Raw genomic sequence first — 24,831 nt, 5'->3', positions numbered from 1 at the left:
AGATTTAGTCCGCTATTACGCCTGCTTGCGTGTTCAAAATACTTCACAAAAAACCATCAAAGGCTTATGCTCGGGTCATTCTTGTTTAGTAAATTAAACGCTATGACAACATTCTCCCCCTCAGATTATCAGTGTGATGTGCTTATTGTGGGCAGCGGTGCGGCGGGACTGTCACTGGCGTTGCGGCTGGCCTCGCATTACCGGGTCACTGTGCTCAGTAAAGCGCAGGTTAATGAAGGCTCAACGCTGTATGCGCAGGGCGGCATTGCGGCAGTGTTTGATGAAACTGACAGCGTGGATTCTCACGTTGAAGACACGCTGATTGCCGGGGCGGGCTTGTGCGATCGTGAGGCTGTTTCATTTGTCGCCAGCAATGCGCGGCACTGCGTGCAGTGGCTGATCGATCATGGCGTGGCGTTTGATACCGATCCTCAGGCCGGCGGTGAAATGCGTTACCACCTGACGCGAGAAGGCGGCCACAGCCATCGCCGTATTCTGCACAGCGCCGACGCCACCGGCCGGGAAGTGGAAACCACGCTGGTCGGCCAGGCGTTGCGTCATTCGAATATCCGCATCCTGGAACGCACTAACGCGGTGGATCTGATCCTGTCAGACAAACTGGGCTTACCGGGCCCCCGCCGGGTAATGGGGGCCTGGATCTGGAACCGCAATCGCGAACGGGTCGAAACCTGCCAGGCGCGCGCCGTCGTGCTGGCCACGGGCGGCGCGGCCAAAGTTTATCAGTACACCACGAATCCTGATGTCGCCTCTGGTGACGGCATTGCGATGGCCTGGCGAGCAGGATGCCGGGTCGCTAACCTGGAATTTAACCAGTTTCACCCTACCTGCCTGTTTCATCCGCAGGCGCAAAACTTTCTGCTGACGGAAGCCCTGCGCGGCGAAGGCGCCTGGCTGGTGCGGCCCGATGGTTCGCGGTTTATGCCTGACTTCGACGAACGCGCGGAGCTGGCCCCGCGCGATATCGTCGCCCGCGCCATCGATCATGAAATGAAACGGCTGGGCGTAGACTGCATGTATCTGGATATCAGCCACCAGCCGCCGGCCTTCATCCGTTCCCACTTCCCGATGATTTACGAAAAACTGCTGACCTTTGGCTTTGATCTGACAAAGGACAGAATCCCTGCGGTGCCCGCCGCGCATTACACCTGTGGTGGCGTGGTCGTCGATCGGCATGGCCGCACCGACATCGATTTTTTATATGCAATCGGTGAAGTCAGTTATACCGGGCTGCACGGTGCCAACCGCCTCGCCTCAAATTCTGTCCTGGAGTGTCTGGTATATGGCTGGTCTGCCGCGGAGGATCTGATGCGGATCTTACCTGAAACGGAGACCGTAGATCGTTTACCGGCATGGGATGAAAGCCAGGTGGATGATGCCGATGAGCGCGTGGTCATTCAGCATAACTGGCATGAGCTACGGCTGTTTATGTGGGATTATGTCGGCATTGTCCGTACCACTAAGCGGCTGGAACGCGCGTTGCGCCGCATCAGCCTGCTTCAACAGGAAATCGACGAGTACTATCGCCACTTCCGGCTGTCAAACAACCTGCTGGAACTGCGCAACCTGGTACAGGTGGCAGAGCTGATGGTGCGTTGTGCGCTGCAACGCAAAGAGAGCCGCGGACTGCATTTTATTCGCGACTATCCCGATACGCTGGCGGAAGCGCAACCGACCGTCCTGCAGCCCGGCGATCACATAAACAAATAGAAGTCACGCGTCAGGCTTTGCCAGGCGTCAGAATACTGCCGGTCGGCATCGCGGATAGCCAGGCGTTCAAACAGGGTTTCACCCGGACTGGGTGAAAACCCCAGCAATACACGATGCGGCGGACGGTGAGCATATTCCGCCACATCGAAGCGAAAGCGCAGATGCCAGCCCTCCGATTGTGCCTGCGCAATCACCTCCTGCCCTGTCGTCTCAGGCAATATCACACAAAAGAAGCCCTCTTCTTCTATGAGCAACGCTGCGCAACGTAATAAGGTCTGATGGTTTAAGGTACCGGTCGCGCGTGCGCTGTCGCGTGCCGACGTTGAGCAGGCCACGCCAGGTGTAAAGTAAGGCGGATTACTGACGATCAGTGAATAGCGCGTATTGCTGTTTTCCGCCCACTGCGCGATATCCTGTTGATGAACATGAATACGCGCAGCCCAGGGTGACTGACAGGCATTCTCGCTGGCCTGTTGCGCAGCGTCGGCATCGAGCTCCACCGCATCGATCACCACATCAGAATGCGTTCGCTGGGCCAGCATCAGCGCAATCAGGCCCGAACCGGTACCGATATCAAGGATGCGCTTTACCCCGGCGACCGGTGCCCACGCGCCCAGCAGAATGCCATCAGTACCGACCTTCATTGCACAGCGATCGTGTGCGACAAAAAACTGCTTGAAGGTAAACCCGTTCTTTTTTAACTGCGGCCGCGCCTGCGGCTTGTCCTGCATCATACTCAGCGACCATTCACCTGTTTTTCTGCCGTATAGCTGGCGCCAAGTGTAACGTGCCAGGTTGGGGAATTCACGCCGTTAACGTAATCTGACGCAGTCAATACCGATAAACAGATGAAGATTATGTCCGATCTGTCTATAATCAGCGCCCCAAACTGAGGTAGAACATGACCGTAACCACATTTTCCGAACTTGAACTCGACGAAAGCCTGCTTGAAGCGCTGCAGGAGAAAGGCTATACGCGCCCGACAGCAATTCAGGCTGCTGCCATTCCCCCCGCGCTGGAGGGCCGCGACGTTCTGGGTTCGGCACCTACCGGGACCGGGAAAACCGCCGCGTATTTATTACCGGCGTTGCAGCACCTGCTCGATTTTCCACGCAAGAAGTCTGGCCCGCCACGTATTTTAATTTTAACGCCCACCCGTGAACTGGCGATGCAGGTTGCCGACCAGGCGCGGGAACTGGCGAAACATACGCATCTGGATATCGCCACTATCACCGGCGGCGTGGCCTTTATGAACCACGCCGAAGTGTTCAGCGAAAATCAGGACGTTGTGGTTGCCACCACCGGCCGTCTGCTGCAGTACATCAAAGAAGAAAACTTTGACTGCCGCGCAGTGGAAACGCTGATCCTGGATGAAGCAGACCGCATGCTGGACATGGGCTTTGCCCAGGATATCGAAACCATCGCCGGTGAAACGCGCTGGCGTAAACAGACAATGCTGTTCTCCGCTACGCTGGAAGGCGAGCATATTAAAGATTTTGCCGAGCGCCTGCTGAACGAACCGGTTGAACTGGAAGCCGATCCCAGCCGTCGCGAGCGTAAGAAAATTCAGCAGTGGTATCACCGCGCCGACGATCTTGAGCACAAAACCAAACTGCTGGTTCACCTGTTAAAGCAGCCGGAAGTGACCCGATCCATTGTGTTTGTGCGTAAACGTGAACGCCTGCATGAACTGGTCAGCTGGCTGCATGATGCCGGAATCCGCACCAGCTACCTGGAAGGGGAAATGGTCCAGGCTAAACGCAATGAGGCGATTAAACGTCTGGTGGAAGGTCGGGTAAACGTGCTGGTCGCCACCGATATCGCCGCACGCGGGATTGACGTGGAGGATGTGAGCCACGTGATTAACTTCGATATGCCACGCACGGCGGATACCTATCTGCACCGCATCGGCCGTACGGGCCGTGCCGGTCGTAAAGGCATCGCCATTTCGCTGGTCGAAGCCCATGACCATCTGCTGCTGGGTAAAGTCAGTCGCTACGTTGACGAGCCGATTAAAGCACGGGTGATTGACGAGCTGCGTCCGGTCACACGTGCGCCTTCGCCAAAAACTACCGGAAAACCGTCGAAAAAGGCGCTTGCGAAGCGTGCAGAGCGAAAAGCCAAAGAAGAAGAGAAACCGCGGGTGAAAAAACGCCATCGCGATCTTAAAAATGTCGGTAAACGCCGCAAGCCAAGTGGCAGCTCATCCGGCAGTGAGAACGCGGAATAAAACAGCACGCTTCTAAAAAAATCGCCTCCTGAGAGGCGATTTTTCATTGTTCAGGTGGGTAAAGCCCGGTTTCGTCTCCATTCAGCATCAAACATCATAAAGCCGCCCGGCTGGATATTTCACCCGACGACAGTCATGTTCTATCTGTCTGTTAACGTGTAGAAATTTGTCCTTCTGGCGCTGCGTTTTATTTCAGCACACAGGCAGTTTATAAACTTTCCGTAAAGGTTCGGGCAATGACGTCACGCTGTTGTTCAGGCGTCAGCGAATTAAAGCGCACGGCATACCCGGAAACACGAATGGTCAGCTGCGGATACTTCTCAGGATGTTTCACGGCGTCTTCCAGCGTTTCACGGCACAGGACGTTAACGTTTAAGTGCTGCCCGCCTTCCACGCGCACCTGGGGTTTAATCTCGACCGGTACTTCACGGTAAGCCATGTCCCCTAACTCACCAATCGCGACAATCTGATCGTCCTGATAGCCTGCTACGGCACACAGACAGCGTGCCTGAGCGGTTTCTTCATCTAACAGCCAGAACGAATTCACTAAGGCCGGATTGTGTGACTGGGTAATTTGAATACCTGTGATCATCTCAGTTTCTCCTGCAAGGCATTGGCTGGACCAATACCGTCAATAAATCAATGATGAGCAACTGGTATATCACTCGCTCATGACGTTAGTTTTGACCTGAATCAAGTACAATCGGGCGCTTTTTGGCCACATTGCTAAGCGATTGATTTTTAAAACGTAGCGGGACTACATTTTATTGAATTTTTAAAATAATTTTAGGCTTCATGTCTGGATACTGAACAGCTAAGCTTAGCGTTCAGAACACAAGGGAGTTGATTATGGCTGCAAAGCTGACCTGGCACGATGTGCTGGCTGAAGAGAAAGAGAAGCCCTATTTCATTGAAACCCTGAAACAGGTCGCCAACCAGCGGGCTGCAGGCGTGACCGTTTATCCGCCGCAAAAAGACGTCTTTAATGCCTTTCGCTTAACGGAGTTAGGCGATGTGAAAGTGGTGATTTTGGGTCAGGATCCTTACCACGGGCCGAATCAGGCACATGGTCTGGCTTTTTCTGTATTACCGGGCGTGCCCATTCCGCCTTCCCTTCAGAACATGTATAAAGAGCTGCAGCAGGATATTCCGGGCTTTGAGAAACCCAGTCATGGCTATCTGGCCAGTTGGGCAGAGCAAGGCGTGCTGTTGCTGAATACCGTGTTAACGGTGGAAGCGGGCAAAGCGCATTCTCATGCCCGGCTGGGCTGGGAAACCTTTACCGACAGGGTGATTGACGCGATTAACGCGCAGCGTGAAGGGGTAATCTTTTTACTGTGGGGTTCGCATGCGCAGAAGAAAGGCAGCATCATTGATCGCCAGCGCCATCATGTGTTGCAGGCGCCGCATCCTTCTCCCCTTTCGGCACACCGCGGCTTTTTTGGCTGCCAGCATTTCTCAAAAACTAACGCCCTGTTAAAAGAAAGCGGCAGAGATCCTGTTGACTGGACACCAGTTTTACCTGACCCGGCAGCCTGAACACAACGGCCGCGTCAGTGCGCGGCCGTTGTGAGATGAGGCTACAATCAGGCTTTCGCCTTGGCCACTGCAACCATGGCCGGACGCAGTAGACGCCCATTCAGGGTATAACCGCGTTGCATCACCATCATCACGTGGTTAGGCTCCACCTCGTCAGATTCCATCATCGACATCGCCTGATGGACTTCAGGGTTGAACGGGACGCCGGTTTCACCGACCACTTCAACACCGAATTTACGCACTGCGCCCAGCAGCGATTTCAGCGTCAGCTCAATGCCTTCCACCATCGAAGCGGATTTCTCATCTTCTTTGTTCGCCAGCTCCAGCGCACGCTCCAGGCTGTCAATCACCGGAAGCAGCTCATTGGCAAACTTCTCCAGCGCAAATTTGTGCGCTTTTTCAATGTCCATCTCGGTACGACGACGCACATTTTCAATCTCTGCCTGTGCACGCAGCTGCGCGTCACGCACGCCGTTCTGCAACTGCGCTAACTCAGCTTCGAGCTGAGCAATGCACTCATCACGCGGATCCACCTCACCTGCTGTCTCCGCGTCCTGAGGTTGCTGTTGTTCCTGTTGAATTTCGTCTGAGACTTGCTCGTTTGGGGTGTTCTGTTCTTTACTACTCATGAATTTCTCCGCGTTTTGCACATTCACTTCGCTGGTTGGCTTATTATGGGGATTGGTTTGGCGGTTTCAAGGGAACACGTCACATCATCGTGCCGATTTGGCTTATGAGGAAGACCCACTCGATGAACAAACACTTTAACTGCATTGGAATTGTGGGCCATCCACGCCATCCCACCGCGCTCACCACGCATGAAATGCTGTGCCGCTGGCTGACCGGTAAGGGCTACCGTGTCATTGTCGAACAGCAGATTGCGCAGGAACTCTCACTGGACGATGTCCAGACTGGCACGCTGGCAGAAATCGGCCAGCAGGCGGATTTAGCCGTCGTGGTCGGCGGCGACGGTAATATGTTAGGCGCAGCCAGAGTACTGGCGCGGTATGACATAAAAGTGATTGGCATCAACCGCGGCAATCTGGGATTTCTGACGGATCTGGATCCGGATAACGCGCACCATCAGCTTGATGACGTGCTGAACGGCAATTATTTTGTGGAAAGCCGCTTTCTGCTGGAAGCGCAGGTCTGCAAAACCGACTGTTCACCCCGCATCGGCAGCGCAATTAATGAAGTGGTACTCCATCCGGGCAAAGTCGCCCACATGATCGAGTTTGAAGTGTACATTGATGAGGTGTTTGCCTTTTCACAGCGCTCAGACGGCCTGATCATTTCTACGCCGACCGGATCTACGGCCTATTCCCTGTCCGCAGGGGGCCCGATCTTAACGCCGTCGCTGGACGCGATAACGATTGTGCCCATGTTTCCGCACACCTTATCGGCCCGGCCTCTGGTGATTAACAGCAGCAGCACCATTCGCCTGCGCTTTTCGGCCCGCCGCAACGACCTGGAAATCAGCTGCGACAGCCAGATTGCGCTGCCTATTCAGGAAGGGGAAGATGTGCTGGTCCGCCGCAGCGAAAACCATCTCAATCTTATCCATCCCAAAAACTACAGCTATTTCAACACGCTGAGTTCCAAACTGGGCTGGTCAAAAAAATTGTTCTGAAAGTGAGCGCGCCCTCTTTACTGGATAAAAAACCAGTTTATACTGTATGAAAAACCATATGTGTTTATTCATACAGGTGACGCTATGCTGGCACAACTGACCATCAGCAATTTCGCTATCGTTCGTGAGCTCGACATTGATTTTCAACGTGGCATGACGGCCATTACCGGTGAAACCGGTGCCGGTAAATCTATTGCTATCGATGCGCTCGGATTGTGCCTCGGCGGTCGCGCGGATGCCGATATGGTGCGTCAGGGTGCCAACCGCGCAGATTTATGCGCGCGCTTTCAAATCAAAGCCTCGCCTTCCGCTCAGCGCTGGCTCAGCGACAACCAACTGGATGATGGCAATGAGTGCCTGTTGCGCCGCGTGATCAGTGCCGATGGCCGCTCACGCGGTTTTATTAACGGCACGGCGGTTCCGCTTTCACAGCTTCGCGATTTAGGCCAGTTGCTGATTCAGATTCATGGCCAGCACGCGCACCAGTTGCTGCTCAAGCCCGACCATCAAAAACACCTGCTGGATGCCTATGCCGGGCATGACGCGCTGCTGGTTGAGATGCGTGCGGCGTATCAGACCTGGCATCAGAGCTGCCGTACCCTGGCGCAGCATCAGCAGCAGGCGCAGGAACGTGAATCCCGTCGCGAATTACTGCAGTACCAGCTCAAAGAACTGAACGAGTTTGCCCCGCAGGCAGGTGAGTTCGAGCAGATCGACGAAGAGTACAAACGCCTGGCCAACAGCGGACAGCTGCTTTCAACCAGCCAGCAGGCACTTCAGCTTCTGGCTGACAGCGATGACACCAACCTCAACAGCATGCTGTACAGCGCACGTCAGATGCTGTCAGAGCTTACCGCACTGGATGACAAGGTCAGCGGGGTTTATAACCTGCTGGAAGAAGCGGCCATTCAGTTGAGCGAAGCCAGCGACGAACTGCGTCACTACTGCGACAGCCTCGATCTGGATCCCAATCGCCTTTATGAACTGGAACAGCGTATCTCGCGGCAAATCGCGCTGGCGCGTAAGCACCATGTCACGCCGGAAGGCTTACCCGCTCTCCATCAGCAATTGCTGGATGAAGCAGAGTTGTTATCCCAGCAGGAAAGCGATCAGGAAAGTCTGCAAACGTTGGTCACCGAACATTATCAGGCGGCCTTACAGTGCGCGGAACGACTGCACGAACAACGTAGCCGCTTTGCGGATGAGCTTCAGCAGTTAATTACCCAGAGCATGCATTTGCTTTCGATGCCGCACGGCCGCTTTGCCATCGAACTGGTGTTTAATCCCGATCAGTTAACGGCGGATGGCGCAAGCCGCATTGATTTCCAGGTGACGACCAACCCCGGGCAGCCTTTACAGCCGTTGGGCAAAGTTGCTTCCGGCGGTGAGCTGTCACGTATTGCGCTGGCCATTCAGGTGATTACGGCCCGCAAGATGGAAACCCCGGCGATGATCTTTGACGAAGTTGACGTGGGCATCAGCGGCCCTACCGCCGCCGTCGTCGGCAAGATGTTGCGCCAGTTGGGCGAATCAACACAGGTGATGTGCGTTACGCACCTGCCGCAGGTCGCCGGTTGCGGACATCAGCACTTCTTTGTCAGCAAAGAGACTGACGGCGAAATGACGGAAACCCATATGCAGCCGCTGGACAAGCGCGCACGTTTGCAGGAACTGGCGCGTTTACTGGGCGGCAGCGAGGTCACCCGCAACACGCTGGCTAATGCTAAAGAACTTTTAGCCGCCTGATATGCACTTTTTTAACACAGCGTGGTCATATGCATGCTCTGTAGAGGTTTCCAATAGCGAAAAGGTTTATTATCATCGACAGCTATTGTCGCCTGAATAATAAAGCCTGCCGCAGGCAGAGTTCAGAATTTGATGGCAGAAGAACAGCCTGTAAAAGGCGTTTGGCCCCAGAAAAGGAATGTATAGATGCGCTGTAAAACGCTGACTGCCGCGGCAGTGGTAATGTTGACGATGACCGCCGGATGCTCCACTTTAGAGCGCGTGGTTTATCGTCCCGATATCAATCAGGGAAACTATCTGGTTGCCAATGATGTTGCCAAGATTCATACCGGCATGACTCAGCAGCAGGTGGCCTATACACTGGGTACGCCGATGATGAAAGATCCGTTTGGTAGCAATGTCTGGTACTACGTATTCCGTCAGGAACCTGGCCATGAGAAGGTCAAACAGCAGACACTGACGTTGACCTTCGACCGCAGCGGTGTGCTGACCAACATCGACAATAAACCTGCCCTGTCCTCGCAAGAAGGCTAACGGTTGATTCTGACCGTCGCTATCGCGGCGGTGATTAACCCGCAGAAAGCAAAAAGGCGCTCATCAGCGCCTTTTTCATGTTCTTCGATCTGACCGGTTATTTCTTGCTGCTGGCCGCGCGTTCTGCGCGTTGACGACGCAGTTCTTTCGGGTCGGCAATCAGCGGACGGTAGATCTCAACCCGATCGCCTTCCTGCACGATATCCGTCAGTTTCACCGGGTGGCTGTAAATGCCCACTTTATTGCTGGCAAGGTCGATATCAGGCCGCAGCTCAAGCAAACCTGATTTTTTGACGGCCTGCTCGACCGTACTGCCCTCTTCCAGCTTTACGTACTGCTGATACTGTTTTTCAGGCAGGGCGTACACCACCTCAACCGAGATATCAGGCACTGTAAACCTCTTTGGCGCGTTGCGTGAACGCCTGCACCATGCTGTTGGCCAGTTCTTTGAAGATGCGACCGAATGCCATTTCAACCAGCATATTGGTGAACTCAAACTCCAGGCTTAATTCGACCTTACAGGCATCATCGCCGAGATCGATAAAGCGCCATCCGCCGGTCAGCTTGCGGAACGGGCCGTCGACCAGTTGCATATGAATGCTCTGGTTGTCGGTCAGCGTATTACGGGTAGTAAAGGTTTTACTGATGCCCGCTTTAGACACGTCGACTGACGCCGTCATCTGATTTTCAGAGGCATCCAGCACGCGGCTACCGGTGCAGCCCGGCAGAAACTGCGGATAGGCATCGACATCGTTTACGAGTTGGTACATTTGTCCGGCGCTAAAGGGGACCAGCGCCGAACGACTAATCTGAGCCATAATGGTTCCTGTTCGTCACAAAACCGCTAAATAATAGCATTTTCAGCGATTAAACAAAAATTCCTCATTGTCATGGTGTGCTAGAATACCCTGTTTCCTGCTGCCCCGCTGGACTGGGGATGCGATAACCGACCAAGTGATGTAAAATACGCGGCATTATGACAAAGAAAAAAGCACACAAACCCGGTTCTGCCACCATTGCCATGAACAAGCGCGCCCGCCACGAATACTTCATTGAAGAAGAGTTCGAAGCCGGTTTGTCGCTACAGGGATGGGAAGTTAAATCACTCCGTGCAGGTAAAGCGAACATCAGCGACAGCTACATTTTGCTGCGCGATGGCGAAGCCTATCTGTTCGGTTCAACCTTCCAGCCGCTCGCCGTGGCTTCAACGCACGTAGTCTGCGATCCTACCCGCAGCCGTAAACTGCTGTTGAAAAAGCGTGAGCTGGATTCACTGTATGGCCGCGTTAATCGCGAGGGCTATACCGTTGTTGCGCTGTCGCTCTACTGGAAAAACGCCTGGTGTAAGTTAAAAATCGGCGTGGCTCGCGGTAAGAAAGAACACGACAAGCGTAACGACATCAAAGATCGTGAATGGCAAATGGACAAAGCGCGTATTATGAAGAATGCCAATCGTTAAATACTGGAATTCGATACGCTTTTTTGCTAGTATTTGAAGTTCTGGGGCTGATTCTGGATTCGACGGGATTGTGAAGCCTTAGGAGCATGCCGAGGGGCGGTTGGCCTCGTAAAAAGCCGCAAAAAAATAGTCGCAAACGACGAAAACTACGCTTTAGCAGCTTAATAACCTGCTGAGAGCCCTCTCTCCCTAGCCTCCGCTCTTAGGACGGGGATCAAGAGAGGTCAAACCCAAAAGAGATCGCGTGGATGCCCTGCCTGGGGTTGAAGCGTTAAACTTAATCAGGCTAGTCTGTCAGTGGCGTGTCCGTCCGCAGCTGACCGGCGAATGTAAAGACTGGACTAAGCATGTAGTGCCGACGGTGTAGTAATTTCGGACGCGGGTTCAACTCCCGCCAGCTCCACCATTTTTGACAGGACCACACCCGGACAATGGTAGTCAGAACAACCATTTACGGACACTGACCAGACAGTAAGTGGACCTTGATAAGAAAAACAAGTGCACGTGAAATGCACGCGCAGTTGGATCCAAAGAAAAAGCCTCAGACTTCGGTCCGAGGCTTTTCTGTTTGTGTCTAATTGTAAAAAAAACCTTCGTTACTTTCAGCCCATTCCCTTCTCTAACTGTATCAGTATTAAAAAGCCGTTCAGGTCGTTGCTCCGAAGAAGCTGTTAGCTTTTTGCATAAAACTTGTGTACCGCTCATCTTCATCATCAAGCTCAGTAATTCCGGGGTAAACGCTTTCATCCTGTGGGCCCGGAAATGCTGTAGCCACTTCTTTTTGAGTATCGTCCTTAAAAACAACATAAACCGATGTCATATTTTGTACCCTGTAGTGTGGATTGAACCATTTGAAAAAGTTCCACTCGTTTGCATCAGATAGTAGGTTGTTTGCGGAACGGGAATAGGCACATCAGCAAATGAAGACAAATTTCCTGAGTTTCCCGTACCGATAGCGACTATACCTACCGAACCTGACGTGCCTGAGATTGTGAAGTTATTATTCACCGCCGATGAAGTTCCGTTGATCAAACCATATCCATTCCATACTTTCGCATTTAAGGGGATGTAGGGTGAAATGTTCAAGACGGTTAACGAACTAACGTTCCCTGACAGGGCAACGAGAGTAAGATCGGCTGTGTAAATTGACCTTCCGAACTGTTCTCCAACTGCAAGTGTTCCGGAGTAGCAGCGCCATACACTCAGCAGAGCACTTGCCGTATAGGCCGGAAATTGACTGAATATACCAAAGCTTTCAGGAGCCTTTGAGGATGTTGCGTTCACCGCCACCAACGCAGAGTCGCCTGTTGTGGGATTATAAACGAGGTAGATGGCTACAAACCCCGGATTTGGCGCAGATCCAGTGTTCATTCCCCCTAACCCGGCAGTGCCGATGTTGATGGTTTTGTTTACGTTGGCTACGCGGTACTGATTTCCACCCAGTCCTGTACTCACAATCACTTCATCAGCGGTAATCGTAGCTGTAGCTGAGGCCGTGGTAACACTCATTCTGACATTGCGCGCCTCACCAGTAATTCCTGTGAGAAGCGGAAGTGCGGTACCTTTAACAGATGACTGGATGGCTAAAATCAGATTAGCCAGGATGCCTGCTGTATCACCGTTATCCAATACATCATTGCCGGAATTGTTTGCAATGTACTGAGCTAAAACAGCTGCAATTGTACTGCTTTGACGAAGCGCTTTATTTATTTGCGCAGCTGATGCCTTGCCACTCTGAAAACCAGTTAACAGGGCAGTCAACGCCTCATAATCTGATTGTGCTGTAACGTTGGCACCATTGGCTGTCGCGAACGCTTTGAAATTATTAGTAGCCATTACAGTTTTTTCTCCCATGCGCCTTCATCAAATCCGGCTATGTATTCATTTTCGAGATCGAAACCAAAGAACTGACTTCCAGCCGATGGAGTGAGTATTGAGGGTGTTTGAATATCACCAGCCCAGACGCCAGCGGCTTTAACCGTCAGGTAGCCTTGTCTGATGGCAGATATGAGCTCCAGAGAGACATTACTGATATCGGTTTCCGGGAATACCCAGACGGATATCGTCATGTCCTGGTTATCGACGATTTGCATTTTCAGGCCGGAACCGGACAGCGCCGTATTAAGGATGGGAGGCAGCGTTTCGTTCTGACCATTCCAGTTATTGATAGCAATTTTGGCTTTCAGAATAACGCGGTACACATCGTCACTAAGGCTGGTAAAACCTGCATCCGGGTCATACGGTCCCTGCCAGACTCCCTGATCCCAACCGAGCCCGTCCGTGTCGAATGAAAAGTAAATACCGGAAATAGGCTGACTGACGATGCGAGAACGGCCAATCCATTCGCCGAGGATATCCAGTTGCTTGCCTACAGCTGTGTCGATATCGAAGGCTGTAAGCAATCCGTTCAGGGCTGTAGATACATCGGAAAATGGACGTGTAGAAAGGTCTACATGGGCAACAAACTTAGGCTTTCCGGCGTGATAGTTGGTAATCAGATCGGTGTACTTGCTCATGACGTCACCGTAATCGCGATGTTGTCCACTGAGCACGTTACGGCCTCGTTATAAGCTGTGATGATGTTGGCGGCAGTCACGCCACCAGCAGTCCGCCCGATCTGGAGACTGTTGATGTCGTAATACCGGCTTTCACCGCCGCTCATAACACCCAGGTTAGCCGGAGAATACACACGGGAGAGCAAGACATCATCACCAATGGAAAGCGAGTTAATATAATCCGCTATCGCCGTTTTTATGTCGTTCCCTACCTGAGTTGTGTACCCAGTGAAAACCTTAAGCGTGATTGCCACGAATACAGGCACCGGCGAAGGTCTGGAAAAATAAATCGTGTGTGGATTCCCCCAAAAATCCGGCACCAGAACAGATGTGCTACCGAACGTGGAAACCCCCTGTCCTTTCTTGCCGATGATAGTCTGGGCGATAGCGGTGACGTCTCCACCATCGACAATGGCCGCGACCGAATGCGCCGGAAGGCCGTTTGCATCCTGACTTCCTGTGTCATTTTCATAGAGCTTGTGACGTGTCACACCTGCCACGTTGGCTATCGCACCGTCCAGCGCTGCAAAAGGGGTGAGAGATGGCAACGCAACGCTCTGACTCTGGCGGATCCGCAGTGCTGAATCCTGCTCCACAGCTGTGCCTACCGTCGCCGCTGACGGGTTGGTAACAGATGTCCAGCCGCGAGTCGGCGTGTTTATCTGGTTCACTGTTCCCGGCATCGCCGCAACTGCGCCAGGCGTCGCACATGTAGCTGTGACTGTAACCTGACCTACCGGCTGTATGGTGACCGAGGCTGGCAAATTCCAGATGATGTTATTCGCATCCCTTACTGAGCCATTAGTGATGGTCTGGCCAGCAGTACCAGTACAGACCAAATCCACCACAGAACGCGTCTCACCATTGCGGCCAATACCGTTTATTTTGACATTACGTGTAAGTGCGTCGTTCATGGCTGTTGACGGGGAAAACGAGTTGTAAACCTGAATCGCGGTATTGTTGGCGTCATGAATACCAAGTGCGTAAAGCGATATCATCTGCCCGTCTTTACTGTCCGGATCAATGTAAGCATCCGTGCCGTAAATCTGCTGAAAATAGCCAGTGATAGTGGACAGGATTGTCTGGTAATCAGGCGCGCTGATCCCCTGGGCGTTTACCGTTGCCGATAAACCCAGCGTGTCTAAGTTGAGAGCCATTACGCCTCGCTGTTAACGGTCGTTGTCCCGTAGATGGTGTCGATCGTCGCCGTGAACGTCACCCGGCGAGTTTTAGTGTTGAGGTCAGTGGTGAATGAAATGATTGAGTTAACGCCCTGTGTTTCAAGGATGCGCTGACGTATGGCAAGGTTGTAGGTTTCGGGCTTCTGCTTTCCGAGCACGGACTGAACCCATGGCGTTCCTGCTGTTGTATCGAGAAACCACTGACCGTACCAGAGCAAAAACCTGGTCTTAACGGCCTGCGCCACTGCCTCCGGTGAGTTAATCAGCCAGGTGTCATCACCCTGACCAAACGTATAATCGCCGTCGTCATCTTCCCGTCGGTATCGCATCAGTTCACCCCGCCTGTATTATCAGTACCTTTCTGCACACCCTTATGCGTGTGGCCATCGCTGATGTCTTTGCCGTTCGAAGAGAGCGTGCCGAAAAACTGGATAGCGCCCGTAATTTTTGCCGCCGTGCCAGATATAATACTGCCCACCATTCCACCAGCCCACGTTAACAGCCCCGAAATCGTTACTGCCTGGCTGAATGTGGCCAGCGGCGTCGTAACGTTGAATCCGCCCGGCGCCACAACGTTTACAGAATGACTGTTAGGATCCAGTTCGATATAAGCCGCCCCGTCGTCCGTTCGCATCTGCAGGGTTGTTGTGCTCACGCTGCCAATCACGTTTGCCTGTGACTGAGGCCCAACGATTGCAAAAGCATCGGATAAATCATGCTGGCGCTGATCGACAGTCTCCTGCACGCCACCGTTTTGCCACCAAAAATCGATACAGCGATCAGAAAAAATGACCAAGCACTCATCGCCAGCTTTCACCGGAAAAGTGATTGTGCAACCGCCGCCACGTGGGAAAATTACAGGAACGTCCACCAGCACCGGCAACAGTGCCGATTTAAAATTGCCTAACTCGTCTGCAACCTGACCTTTTAGCGCGGGCTGTACGCTACATGTGCACGCAATCGGGTCGAATGACTCGATGATTCCAGGCATGGAGACGCGAAGCACTGAAAAGATGGTGTCCGAAAGGACTTTCATCGCCTGCTCTTCACCACCGGCCAGAGACTGAGGGGTTACCGCCATTTACTTTTCTCCGGGTATAAAAAAACCCGCCGAGGCGGGTTTATTTAGAACAGCATCCATCCATCAGGACTTCTATACATATTTCTTGGAAAACTTCCACCATTAGCAGTGTCAAGGATTGACTTAACTCGGCTTAGGGGACCACTCATAATCATAAGCTGTGCATAAGAAAAAGTATTGAAATATTCTTTAGGAAGATAACATACGAAGTTAATATTTCCATATGTTGCATGGGATACTTTAATATGTCCCTGCCAGTAATCAAAATCATCTGGCGATTCAAATAACTCGACTTCAATGTCAAAAAGCTCATTATTGATATTATTATACTGCTGATTTTGCGTCCATTTATTCATTTGCGCTAGAGTTGTCATTAGATACCTTAGTTAATTTTGTGGCAATTGAATGTGCTAAATATCCTTGGCTGATCCATGTTAATGCGGATGGATTCAACGTTCAGGATGGCTTTGCCATTGCGCTTGATGTAGTCCATACCGTACCAGCCGGGCGCATCGCCGCGCTGCACCATCCATTGATACGATAAATTTTTATAGTCTCCCTGTTCACCTAAAAATCTGAACTTTTGGGTTTCAGGCCGAACATTATTGATATGCATGAATCCATCGTTACTTGATGACAAAGTAAAGGGACCACACTGCATCAGTGGTCTGGGCTGGTCATCATTGGCTGTAGCTGCAAAAGTCAGTACAGAAAAGGCTATAAGTACAATTCCTTTCACTCTCCTGCGCTCCTATTTAAAGTTCCTGCCGATTGAAGGTCAGCCGAACCGCGCGCAAAGCACATCAAATCCATATACCACGGCTGGCCTCTGGTATCACCAGTATAATCGATAGCCTTAACGATATACACGCCATCAGCCGCAATACTTGCAGGCTGTTGCAGCGTTCCGTTCACCGACAGGTTGCCGTTCGTATTCACTTCATCGGCACGGCTGGGCAGCGCTTTAACCTCGTCCGCCGACAGACTCGCCCGGTAAACTGACGCCTGATCGATTTCCACCAGCCCGTTTAGCCGGATGTTGGGATTGATGAGACAGCGAACGTTGACGCCAGCACCCATGGTCTGCTGCGGCATCCCGATCAGGCCCGTGTCGCTGTTTAACACAACCGCTTCATGAATGTATTTATTGGTTGGCACCATCTGTGCCTGTCCGTCCACCAGCTGCCAGGTAGCACCGCTTTGCGCGGCCACGTTGTCCATAACATCACGTGTGGACTGATAAATGACGCGACCGCGCGGGAACACAGTCGGCGGCATATCGCCGGTGATGCCCTGACTGACGCCGAAGGGACTAAAACTGTCCATGGCAGCAGCGTGCACATCCGCGACCGTATAACCGGCTGCGAGGGTTTTAGAGACCGTGGCATTCATAAACGCCTGATGCCCGTCAATGGCCTGAATCAGCACCCACGTATCTGTCGGGTTGTCGCGTCCGGTAATCGTAAAGCGGATATCGCCACTGAAAATTTCACCGAAATTGGTGCCGCCCGTCTGGCCAACCTGATCGGCTGAAAGCTGGCTGACATTTCCGACCTGGCTTTCGTCTGTCGTCTGAGCAAGACCATCATAGCCCGCGATGATTTTAATTTTCGCAAACTCTTTACCCAGGATTCGCGAGCTGGTGTCTTTTGACAGGTTGTAGATCCGCACCATTGCCACACGCGGCCAGCGCGTGTCAGTCCAGGTGATATTAAATACGACCTTAAAATCACTGAGGCTGATGCCCTGCCCGTTTTCAGACAGGATCTGCAACTCGAAATGACGCATCCAGTTTTGAGACATGATTACTCCGTGACGACCAGTAAATGGCTTTTTATGCCTAGGTCGGTTTTAGCTGGATAGTCCTGGCCCGGATCATCACAGACCACAACCAGGCCAAAGCCGAGATTAAGATAAGCGTATTGCGAAAGAAGGTTGGTCCCGGTCACCAGTGGAATGTCTGAAACGACTGGCGCACCGCTGCCGTCCATCAAATCGACAACCCATCCAGCGCTGTCGCGCCACAGAGAGCGGATTTGATAGCTCACACCATTAATGTCAGTGCTGAACTGCTGATTATCCGGTGAGAGCGGAATTTCGTTAGCCTGCATTGCGCCCCCTAAAAGAGACCGGCTATAGAAGAAAGAAGCGACTGATTAACCGGCTTCGAAGATTTAACACCAGAGTTTTGAATGGCGGACGTGCTGACGCCCTGACTCATATCCGCTTTGTCCGCCACTGAAATGGTTTTAGTGGACGTGATCAACACCTCGCGCAACGTTAAAGTCGCTGACAGGACATTTTCTGTCTGCTTGTCGGTTATGACTTCCAGCACCTTGATCAGCATGTTGTTATAAATGCGCTTGCCCGTTGTGACGCTGAACGGAACCCGGCTGCGCTGCAGCGTCAGCAACTCGGCGTAAACCTCTTTGGGGCTAAGGCCAATGCTGAGGCCAACGGGCGACAGGTTGACCAAATCCAGCAGAGAACCGCCCCCGGCAAACCCCACCTCCATGACAACCTCAGAAGGCCGGCGAAAAGCATGATCGGCTACCGGGGCTTTATCCTCGACGGGGTGTTCCGTAATTTCCAGCGTGTCGCTGTGCTTTTCGCTCACTACCACATCGGGGATCATCATCCCTATTTTTCGACTCTGCAGAGAAAACAGCGTTGATAAAATATCCATTAACGCGGCCCCGTTGATAATGTCTGGCTTAAACGAGAATTGACGGACGTCTGCTGATCGGCAACGGCTTTACCGGCCATTCCCGGATCTGTCACACCATGGATATAAATGTTTGTTTCCTGGCTGACCTGGGCACCACCAGACGGCATGTTGCTCATCACTCGTGGGATATAGTTGCGGGTTTCCTCGGGTAACAGCGCCATGCCGTGCTTCTGCACGTTACCAATCCCCCAGTTATACGATGCCAGCGCTTTGCTGAGGTCGCCGCCGTTGGATTTAAGCAACTGCGAAAGGTATTTAGCTGCGGCCTGTGCTGACTTCATCGGATCGAATGCTTCACCGTTCCGCAAACCCAAATCTCTGGCAGTTCCGGGCATTAACTGAAAAAGTCCCTCTGCGCCAGCGCCAGACATCGCCATAGGGTCACCAGACGATTCCGCGATTGCCACGCTACGCAGCAAACCTTCGGGTAGTCGGTACAGTTGCTCAAGCCGCTGTAATGCCGGTTGCATCCAGCCGAGTAACGCGGCGCCCGCTTTCGTTGGCTGAGGTCGTTTAACATCTCCGAACCAGCCATTTACCGTCTGACCAATGCTGCGCGGATCAAAGCCTGTTTTATCCTTCAACCAGTCGGCTGCACCCTCAGCGCTTGAAGAAACAGCCGGAAGCGCATCAGCATTGCCTTTGCCCTGATGTAAAATCTGACTGCCGATGCGTGCTGCATCGACCCATCGCCCTTCGTTGATGGCACTCATCAGATCACCAATCATCGACAACATTTTGCCCAACTCACCAAATTGTCTGGTCAGGTTTTGGATGTCGCCTTTCAGTGTCCAGTTACTTAAATCGATGTTGAGCAGGCGGGCAAGCTGGTCGCCTGCATCGCGAAGAGAGTTTTTGAGATCCTTAATTGCCTTAACAGCACTGGTTATTTCAGGTTCCCATTTTTTCCAGTCTATCAGCGACTTCCCGCCTTCCTTCCACGTTCTGTAATCGTCATACAACGCCAGTATGGAAGCACCCAGCATCGTAATAATGCCAATGGGAGAAGTAAGGAAAGCGGTATTCAGGATTCGCCAGGCAATAACCAGCGCCCCAAACACTTCAATCAGTTGCCTGGTTCCTTTATCCAGCGATGCCCACCAACTTTCTATATCGCCAGCGGCCTCAATAAGGCGAAAGATGACACGCCCTATCACGTCAGCCAGCCACAGTATGCCTTTAACGCCACTGGTGATGGCCTGCTCTATTTTCGGGAAGTTATCGATGACCTGTTTGCGCAGGTTATCAATGGAACCCGCCAGGCCCTCACTGAGGCTGGAACCGATTTTATCCCGTGCCATCGATGCCATCTGGCCGAATGAACGCAGTGACGTCATGAAGCGGTTAGAACTGACAGCAGCCTGATCGGCGTTGAAGCCGATCGCCTTCGCCATCTGCGCATACTGCGCACTGAACTGGCCCACGCCACGGCGCATGGCCAGCAACGTGTTTTCATCAATGCCCAGCATCTGGGCATACTGGTTCGCCCGGTAATAAGGCATGTTGCGTAGCTTGTCGCCCACACCCGTGAAAATGCTGGCCATGTCGCGCATATTGCCGCTGGCGTCGCGGGTCTGCACGCCGAGACGATTGAGAAACCCCTCAGCGCCAGGGCTGTTACGCATGAAGCGCGCCAGGCTCTCCAGCGATGACCGGGCACCCTCAGCGGTACCGCCCAGCTGTGAAACGGCATAGCCAATCTGCTGTATACCAGCGACCGTTGCGCCTGTACGTTGCGAGGACCAGTAAAGCTGATCGAGACCGCTGGCAATCTTTGCCGTATAGGCAAGGATGGAGAGCGCCGCACCTTCGACGGCCGCCCCCATTTTCACAACCTGCAGCGTGGTACCGGCCACAACAGCATTAAATTTACGTGAACCGGCCTCATCAACCTGAAAGCCCAGGCTGACCAGAAAGTCCTTGATGGTTTCGGCATTCATTGGTTTTGTTGCTCCCAGCGGCGGATCCGCGCGTTGTTATCGGCTTTTAAATCCAGCCAGTCATTCATGCGGGCAATGTCTGCCAGATCTAAAGCGCCGTTTTTAAGGTCCGAATAACTGATGTACCCGGCATCTACCGGGCGCATCAGGTAATCTTCACCATCCGGAAGCGTGTCGAGCGTCAGGCCGCTGGCGGGGGCGGCGTCTCTTTGTCGGGGAGTGCGGGCAAAAAATTTCCCAGGCTGTCGCCCACCACGCGACCAACCATCTGAAGCATGCTCAGCAAATCGATGTCGTCGAACATCAGTTCATTCTGGCGCGCAACCGGCACCCATGATGATTTGTCCTGACGGCGAGAGACGACTGCCAGACAGGGAAAAATAATAGCGTTGGTGTCTTCTTCGCTGAGTGCTGCCAGCTGGTCGGCTACCTTGGGCAAGACTTTCTCAAAAATCGCGCTGTAATGCTCAGGATCGGCATCGTTATCGCCCTTCTTTGGAATCATGTCGCGAATGCTGCCATATTCCGCCAGGAGTCCCGCCAGCACAGGAAGCAGTTTGCGCGACACTTTAAGCTGATCGAAAACGCTGAGTTTCGAAGTGCGATAGTCGATGCCTTTGATCTGAAATTCCATCTGTTAATACTCCCCGAGCAGTTCATCAATTTTGATGCAGTCAAAAACCCAGGCAACGATGCCTGCTACTTTCGGATTGCTGAAATCCGGCTGTTTCTGGAACGCACATCCGCGCGCAGTAACCAGGTCACCCGATGCTGTGTTACGCACCACGATAACGTTGTTACCCCAGAGCGTTGATGAAAGGCTTTGGGCGTTGTACATGATTGACAGCTTTTTATTGAGCGGGGATGTTTTCAACAGGTTAACGGTGACGGTACCGGCTTTGCCTGCATGCAGGCTGTGCATGCCTTCGCCGTCAGCACCTGTTGTCATCGTGTTTTTTGCCTCTGACATCGCAACCACGATCCCCTCATCGGAGTTCGCTGAGCCATAACCCAGGTCAAGCGCGCCGGATGGCCCGGTAAGGGACGCCGTAACGTCCATAAATGAATAAGTAGCCATCAGTTTCCCCTTAGCGCACTACGTTGATCGTGACGTCGCCATAATGAATGGCACCGGCCAGCTTACAGGCCACCTGAACAGGTGGTGCTTTTCGCTTCTGTCTGTCTGCCTGTGCCTGCTGGGCCATTGGCTGAATGTAGGCGTAATAGCCTTTAGTCAGCGTATCGCCGGACGACAGTTCGCCCAGCGGGCCACCTGTCCAGACGCCGGGCGCAATCAGGCCATTTGTTACCGCCTGGTCCATTGAATCTTCCACGTTCGCAAGCAGGCGCGTTCCACCAGCGTCGGTCTGTGGGATTTTGGTCAGGGAGGTGTAGAGCAGGTTAAAATAATTGGTCTGAACATAGTTCTGCAGCCAGTCCAGGCCGTGTCGCTCGTCGAAGAAATCGCCGTTTGCCATAACACCCTGCTGAAGGATTGCGGTGTCGTTGGCGTAATACACATAAACGTTACCGTTAATGGCATCGATAGCGGCGGCTTGCGGGCTGGTCAGCACCTCGTAAGTGATGCCCGGCTCCTGTTTGAATTTCAGCGTAATGGCGGTATTGAAGCCGTTAAAATTAACGGTAAAGCCACGACCAAACGCCGAAATCGCCGCGTATTTGCTGGTGGAACTGTACTGCCAGAACGTGCGGCCAAAGCTGCCCGCTTTCAGTTTGTAGCCGATATTCGACGTATCGCCCGTATTAAGCACTTTCGGATCGGACGTTGATACTGCCAGGATGCGGCTGACGCTGGCACCCTGAACCGCTGCCGCCACAGCCAGCAAATCAGCATCCTGCAGGTTCGCGCTGTCAGCAATTGCCAGGCCATACCAGTTGTTAAACTGCAGGGCGGCGTTTACGGCCTGCAGCATGGTTTCGGCTGGTCCCGCCTCGGAAGATTTGAGCGTTTTAGCCCAGCGACCGATATAAACCTGCGTTGGCGCGGGCGACTGTGAGAAATAGACCAGTGCTGCCTGATACTCCGGGCTGTCAGTACCGAAATCGCTGCCGATATCGGAGGATGAGGTATAAAGGCGAATTCGCTCGGACACAGGGATAACCGTTGATGTGCCGAGAATGAGCAGCGATCCAAAGTTGCGCCCCGTTGCCGCCGTTGGCGACAGCAGCACATCAACGTTGACCACGTTGGATACAGGTAATCCCTGTGACATAGGTTACTCTCCGAAGATTGAAATTTGTCCGCCGATAAGGCTTTTAACCCCATAATCGCGGATCACTTTACGGCGCATGCGCACGGTGACGTCGTAGCGACGCACCCACTGGTTGTTGATGAGTTCGGGGAATGATGAAACGGGACTGGCATCAAAAAATGACAATCCGATGCTGTTTAGTTCTGCGTTGTTCTGGGGGATCTGCATACCATCGCGAAACAGGGTGGCAATTTGCTGGCTCGACGGACCATAAAAAGAGGCCATACATTCAACAATTTCATGGCGCCACATCTGAGCATCATCTTCCGACTGCTGCACAAACGCCGGGGAATCATCCCCGGTAAAGCCGGTGATCCCGAATCCGCACCAGTTAACCTCCTGCGCAGGCATTGCCGCCTGAACCGGCGTCCAGCGCGGTCGCACCATCCCGTCAGGAAGGCTACAAAGCGCTTTTACCCATCGGCTGAGCAGACGTTCCAGCGTTTCATCGTAAGCCTGTGGCGCGCTGACAGGCGTCAGATACCCCGCCTGCGTGCTGTCATTGCTCATTTGCGCCACCGTCAAACGGCTGTAGCTCACAGTGAGCCTGAACAAAACCGGCACCATAGCGCGGATACGGATCTACGAAGGTGACACGGTAATCCGCGCCAGCGTATTCAACGATATCCGCATCCAGCGCGGTTTTACCGCTGATTAACTGGGTCGGGGTGATGACAAGAATTGCACCAGCGATAACCTGCCCGGCTTCCATACGCCGGGCCTCCAGGGAGCGGTCAACCGTCACCACGCCAGCAAACTGCTGTCGTGTGACCTCATTTGACGCCATCCCGTCCGCATCGACCGTCTGGGCGTTACGGCGGTACCATAATTCTGTGTCGCAAAACTCCGGCGACATCAGCACATCGGAAACATCAAGAGTTGGCATTTTTTGCCCTCACGACAGAGGTAATGGCGCGCCGGTACTGGCCAGTATCAATAAGCGGTCGAGCATTGGCATTGTCCGGCGCCTCCCCGGCAGCACGCCGTTCCAGTTCGAGCGCAGCACCTTTACGCCCGCGACTCGCCCGGGCGGCAAGCGTGGATTCCGCCAGCGGCGTGAAGTTGGTGATTGTGATGTAGCGCTTCACACCATTTGCAGCTAAAACCCCGGCACGATTAAGGGCCAGATCCGCAGCCGCCGCGTTACCGCTGAGCGCAGCCTGTGCCGCCGCGCGCAGTTCCGGTAAGGTCTGGTCCTGAACAGAACGCACGCCCGGAACAAGATGAGGGCGCGCCGGTATGTTTTGCTTAGGTGAACCGTTTTCGTTGATGTAGCCGATCCCGGCATTGCCGAACGGCACATCATCACGCTCGCTTTTCTCTTCTGGGATGCCCACCAGCACATCTTTATCTGCGATGGACTTAAGCGCGGCAAGAATGGCAGCAGCGTTATCGCTGCGAATGGTGAGCCCCGATTTCATAGCTGACGGCCTCCGGCCCCGAACATAATGATCAGCTGCCAGAACTCAGCGCCATAGCGCGTGTTATTCCAGAATCCCGCGTCAGGGTTCAGTGTCGCGCCGGTGTCATAGCTCACGCTGACCTTATCGACCGATTTCGACGCCTGCACGCCGTTGGTTGAACCGCCCGCGCCGCCCACCAATGCCGCCTTAGAGTCAGCCAGCCAGAGCGTCATGTAATGAGCGACAAACAATCCCACCAGGTAAGGAAACATCTCTTTACCCGTGGTCTTTTCACTCAGCATGATGTCGGCAAGGTTAAGGCGAAAAGTGATAGGAATGTCGGGAAATCTGGCCGGATCGGCGAACTGAGGAAAAGCGACGCGAAACTGTTCTACCGTGGGTAGCGTTTCATTCTTCGCCATATTATTTATCCTTCAGGGCTTTCTGAGCGGCTTCCAGCTGTTCTAACAGGACCGAATTGGCTTTATCCTTCGCTTCAATCTGCTCATTCAGATCAACGATGGTTTTGGCCTTTTCATCCAGTTCAGTTTTAAGGCTGTCGATCTGACCCTGTAATTCCTCATCACTGCCACTGGTCGATGTTCCGCCCGTTTGAGTTGAGTGAGCCGCAACAAACCAGTGGTCAGCAACGTCCTTATCAACGTTATAGCGACCTTCGAGAAATGGTGTCTGCTCCCCTTTTGGACTGGTGAATAAAAATGCCTTGTGAACCAAAATTTCTACCTGTGTTTTCTTTGCCATTTGAGGCTCCAGATAAGCCCCTTACGGGGCTGCATGAAGGGG

The 24,831-nt window shown here is 53.0% G+C and carries 33 protein-coding genes and 1 other RNA gene; 8 read left to right on the top strand and 26 right to left on the bottom strand.

Annotated elements, in window-relative coordinates:
* The first annotated feature begins 66 nt into the window (after nt 1-66).
* The gene (gene nadB, locus C1N58_RS02650; RefSeq protein WP_394564551.1) at nt 67-1,728 is read left to right on the top strand and encodes an L-aspartate oxidase; all 1,662 of its coding nucleotides are present in this window, start codon (nt 67-69) and stop codon (nt 1,726-1,728) included.
* Here the strand turns inward: nadB and C1N58_RS02645 are convergent.
* Complete coding sequence (locus C1N58_RS02645) at nt 1,713-2,462, bottom strand: tRNA(1)(Val) (adenine(37)-N(6))-methyltransferase TrmN (protein ID WP_054633313.1); 750 nt, start codon at nt 2,460-2,462, stop codon at nt 1,713-1,715. The two genes, nadB and C1N58_RS02645, sit on opposite strands and share 16 nt — an antisense overlap.
* 167 nt (nt 2,463-2,629) lie before the next feature.
* Between C1N58_RS02645 and srmB the strand changes: the two genes are divergently transcribed.
* Entirely contained in the window at nt 2,630-3,958 is a 1,329-nt protein-coding gene (gene srmB / locus C1N58_RS02640; RefSeq protein ID WP_033740936.1) for an ATP-dependent RNA helicase SrmB, read from the top strand.
* Between the two features lie 208 nt (nt 3,959-4,166).
* Here the strand turns inward: srmB and grcA are convergent, their stop codons facing one another.
* Nucleotides 4,167-4,550: an autonomous glycyl radical cofactor GrcA gene (gene grcA, locus C1N58_RS02635; protein WP_394564550.1), complete on the bottom strand. Its 384-nt coding sequence runs from the start codon at nt 4,548-4,550 to the stop codon at nt 4,167-4,169.
* Nucleotides 4,551-4,807: 257 nt separating this feature from the next.
* Between grcA and ung the strand changes: the two genes are divergently transcribed.
* Entirely contained in the window at nt 4,808-5,497 is a 690-nt protein-coding gene (ung, locus tag C1N58_RS02630; protein WP_054633312.1) for a uracil-DNA glycosylase, read from the top strand.
* 47 nt (nt 5,498-5,544) lie between these two features.
* Here ung and grpE read toward each other — a convergent pair whose 3' ends face one another.
* The gene (gene grpE, locus C1N58_RS02625) at nt 5,545-6,126 is read right to left on the bottom strand and encodes a nucleotide exchange factor GrpE (RefSeq protein WP_394564549.1); all 582 of its coding nucleotides are present in this window, start codon (nt 6,124-6,126) and stop codon (nt 5,545-5,547) included.
* A 122-nt stretch (nt 6,127-6,248) separates the two neighbouring features.
* On the opposite strand from grpE, the gene nadK reads away from it, so the two are divergent.
* The 3 genes from nadK (at nt 6,249) to bamE (ending at nt 9,407) form a co-directional block, all read left to right on the top strand.
* Nucleotides 6,249-7,127, top strand: a complete 879-nt coding sequence (nadK, locus tag C1N58_RS02620) for an NAD(+) kinase (protein ID WP_006120497.1) — start codon at nt 6,249-6,251, stop codon at nt 7,125-7,127.
* An 84-nt stretch (nt 7,128-7,211) separates the two neighbouring features.
* Entirely contained in the window at nt 7,212-8,873 is a 1,662-nt protein-coding gene (gene recN / locus C1N58_RS02615; protein WP_058701191.1) for a DNA repair protein RecN, read from the top strand.
* Between the two features lie 186 nt (nt 8,874-9,059).
* Nucleotides 9,060-9,407: an outer membrane protein assembly factor BamE gene (gene bamE, locus C1N58_RS02610; protein WP_394564548.1), complete on the top strand. Its 348-nt coding sequence runs from the start codon at nt 9,060-9,062 to the stop codon at nt 9,405-9,407.
* A gap of 97 nt (nt 9,408-9,504) precedes the next feature.
* Here the strand turns inward: bamE and C1N58_RS02605 are convergent, their stop codons facing one another.
* Nucleotides 9,505-9,798, bottom strand: a complete 294-nt coding sequence (locus tag C1N58_RS02605; protein WP_394564547.1) for an RnfH family protein — start codon at nt 9,796-9,798, stop codon at nt 9,505-9,507.
* Nucleotides 9,791-10,225, bottom strand: a complete 435-nt coding sequence (locus tag C1N58_RS02600) for a type II toxin-antitoxin system RatA family toxin (RefSeq protein WP_006120491.1) — start codon at nt 10,223-10,225, stop codon at nt 9,791-9,793. Before C1N58_RS02600 ends, C1N58_RS02605 begins: the two co-directional genes overlap by 8 nt.
* A gap of 158 nt (nt 10,226-10,383) precedes the next feature.
* Between C1N58_RS02600 and smpB the strand changes: the two genes are divergently transcribed.
* Nucleotides 10,384-10,866, top strand: a complete 483-nt coding sequence (gene smpB, locus C1N58_RS02595) for an SsrA-binding protein SmpB (protein WP_033740943.1) — start codon at nt 10,384-10,386, stop codon at nt 10,864-10,866.
* Nucleotides 10,867-10,909: 43 nt separating this feature from the next.
* Nucleotides 10,910-11,272, top strand: a transfer-messenger RNA (tmRNA) gene (ssrA, locus tag C1N58_RS02590).
* A gap of 240 nt (nt 11,273-11,512) precedes the next feature.
* Here the strand turns inward: ssrA and C1N58_RS02585 are convergent.
* Genes C1N58_RS02585 through C1N58_RS02485 form a run of 21 tightly spaced genes read right to left on the bottom strand, consistent with a single transcriptional unit; the run spans nt 11,513 to nt 24,789 of the window.
* Nucleotides 11,513-11,686: a hypothetical protein gene (locus C1N58_RS02585; protein WP_394564546.1), complete on the bottom strand. Its 174-nt coding sequence runs from the start codon at nt 11,684-11,686 to the stop codon at nt 11,513-11,515.
* Complete coding sequence (locus C1N58_RS02580; RefSeq protein ID WP_394564545.1) at nt 11,683-12,702, bottom strand: hypothetical protein; 1,020 nt, start codon at nt 12,700-12,702, stop codon at nt 11,683-11,685. Before C1N58_RS02580 ends, C1N58_RS02585 begins: the two co-directional genes overlap by 4 nt.
* Entirely contained in the window at nt 12,702-13,382 is a 681-nt protein-coding gene (locus tag C1N58_RS02575) for a DUF2612 domain-containing protein (protein WP_394564544.1), read from the bottom strand. The genes C1N58_RS02580 and C1N58_RS02575 overlap by 1 nt, the downstream gene beginning before the upstream one ends.
* Entirely contained in the window at nt 13,379-14,578 is a 1,200-nt protein-coding gene (locus tag C1N58_RS02570) for a baseplate J/gp47 family protein (RefSeq protein ID WP_394564543.1), read from the bottom strand. The genes C1N58_RS02575 and C1N58_RS02570 overlap by 4 nt, the downstream gene beginning before the upstream one ends.
* Entirely contained in the window at nt 14,578-14,931 is a 354-nt protein-coding gene (locus tag C1N58_RS02565; protein ID WP_394564542.1) for a hypothetical protein, read from the bottom strand. The genes C1N58_RS02570 and C1N58_RS02565 overlap by 1 nt, the downstream gene beginning before the upstream one ends.
* The gene (locus tag C1N58_RS02560) at nt 14,931-15,683 is read right to left on the bottom strand and encodes a Gp138 family membrane-puncturing spike protein (RefSeq protein WP_394564541.1); all 753 of its coding nucleotides are present in this window, start codon (nt 15,681-15,683) and stop codon (nt 14,931-14,933) included. The genes C1N58_RS02565 and C1N58_RS02560 overlap by 1 nt, the downstream gene beginning before the upstream one ends.
* Nucleotides 15,684-15,727: 44 nt before the next feature.
* Nucleotides 15,728-16,057 (bottom strand): hypothetical protein, encoded by a 330-nt coding sequence (locus C1N58_RS02555; protein WP_394564540.1) that lies wholly within the window; start codon nt 16,055-16,057, stop codon nt 15,728-15,730.
* 8 nt (nt 16,058-16,065) lie between these two features.
* Nucleotides 16,066-16,422, bottom strand: coding sequence for a hypothetical protein (locus C1N58_RS02550; protein WP_394564539.1), 357 nt, complete (start codon nt 16,420-16,422; stop codon nt 16,066-16,068).
* A complete protein-coding gene (locus C1N58_RS02545) occupies nt 16,419-17,486 on the bottom strand; it encodes a hypothetical protein (RefSeq protein WP_394564538.1) in 1,068 nt (355 codons plus the stop codon). Before C1N58_RS02545 ends, C1N58_RS02550 begins: the two co-directional genes overlap by 4 nt.
* A gap of 2 nt (nt 17,487-17,488) precedes the next feature.
* A complete protein-coding gene (locus tag C1N58_RS02540) occupies nt 17,489-17,794 on the bottom strand; it encodes a phage baseplate plug family protein (RefSeq protein ID WP_394564537.1) in 306 nt (101 codons plus the stop codon).
* A gap of 8 nt (nt 17,795-17,802) precedes the next feature.
* The gene (locus C1N58_RS02535) at nt 17,803-18,369 is read right to left on the bottom strand and encodes a phage baseplate protein (RefSeq protein ID WP_394564536.1); all 567 of its coding nucleotides are present in this window, start codon (nt 18,367-18,369) and stop codon (nt 17,803-17,805) included.
* Entirely contained in the window at nt 18,369-20,351 is a 1,983-nt protein-coding gene (locus C1N58_RS02530) for a lytic transglycosylase domain-containing protein (protein WP_394551326.1), read from the bottom strand. Before C1N58_RS02530 ends, C1N58_RS02535 begins: the two co-directional genes overlap by 1 nt.
* Nucleotides 20,348-20,497, bottom strand: coding sequence for a DUF6889 family protein (locus C1N58_RS02525; protein WP_028715491.1), 150 nt, complete (start codon nt 20,495-20,497; stop codon nt 20,348-20,350). Before C1N58_RS02525 ends, C1N58_RS02530 begins: the two co-directional genes overlap by 4 nt.
* A gap of 35 nt (nt 20,498-20,532) precedes the next feature.
* Nucleotides 20,533-20,985, bottom strand: coding sequence for a phage tail assembly chaperone (locus C1N58_RS02520; protein ID WP_394551328.1), 453 nt, complete (start codon nt 20,983-20,985; stop codon nt 20,533-20,535).
* A 3-nt stretch (nt 20,986-20,988) separates the two neighbouring features.
* Complete coding sequence (locus C1N58_RS02515) at nt 20,989-21,429, bottom strand: DUF3277 family protein (RefSeq protein WP_028715493.1); 441 nt, start codon at nt 21,427-21,429, stop codon at nt 20,989-20,991.
* 10 nt (nt 21,430-21,439) lie between these two features.
* Complete coding sequence (locus C1N58_RS02510; protein WP_394551330.1) at nt 21,440-22,585, bottom strand: DUF3383 family protein; 1,146 nt, start codon at nt 22,583-22,585, stop codon at nt 21,440-21,442.
* 3 nt (nt 22,586-22,588) lie between these two features.
* Complete coding sequence (locus C1N58_RS02505; protein ID WP_394551332.1) at nt 22,589-23,134, bottom strand: phage neck terminator protein; 546 nt, start codon at nt 23,132-23,134, stop codon at nt 22,589-22,591.
* On the bottom strand, nt 23,124-23,510 hold the full coding sequence (locus C1N58_RS02500) for a head-tail adaptor (protein ID WP_394551334.1): 387 nt from the start codon (nt 23,508-23,510) through the stop codon (nt 23,124-23,126). Before C1N58_RS02500 ends, C1N58_RS02505 begins: the two co-directional genes overlap by 11 nt.
* Nucleotides 23,497-24,045, bottom strand: a complete 549-nt coding sequence (locus C1N58_RS02495) for a hypothetical protein (RefSeq protein ID WP_394551336.1) — start codon at nt 24,043-24,045, stop codon at nt 23,497-23,499. The genes C1N58_RS02500 and C1N58_RS02495 overlap by 14 nt, the downstream gene beginning before the upstream one ends.
* On the bottom strand, nt 24,042-24,449 hold the full coding sequence (locus C1N58_RS02490; RefSeq protein ID WP_394551338.1) for a DUF4054 domain-containing protein: 408 nt from the start codon (nt 24,447-24,449) through the stop codon (nt 24,042-24,044). The genes C1N58_RS02495 and C1N58_RS02490 overlap by 4 nt, the downstream gene beginning before the upstream one ends.
* Before the next feature lies 1 nt (nt 24,450).
* Complete coding sequence (locus C1N58_RS02485) at nt 24,451-24,789, bottom strand: STY1053 family phage-associated protein (RefSeq protein WP_394551340.1); 339 nt, start codon at nt 24,787-24,789, stop codon at nt 24,451-24,453.
* Nucleotides 24,790-24,831: the final 42 nt, after the last annotated feature.

This window comes from Pantoea sp. SGAir0180 (assembly GCF_043546245.1).
The sequence above is the reverse complement of the archived record's forward strand: the minus strand, read 5'-3'. Positions and strand labels throughout refer to the sequence as shown.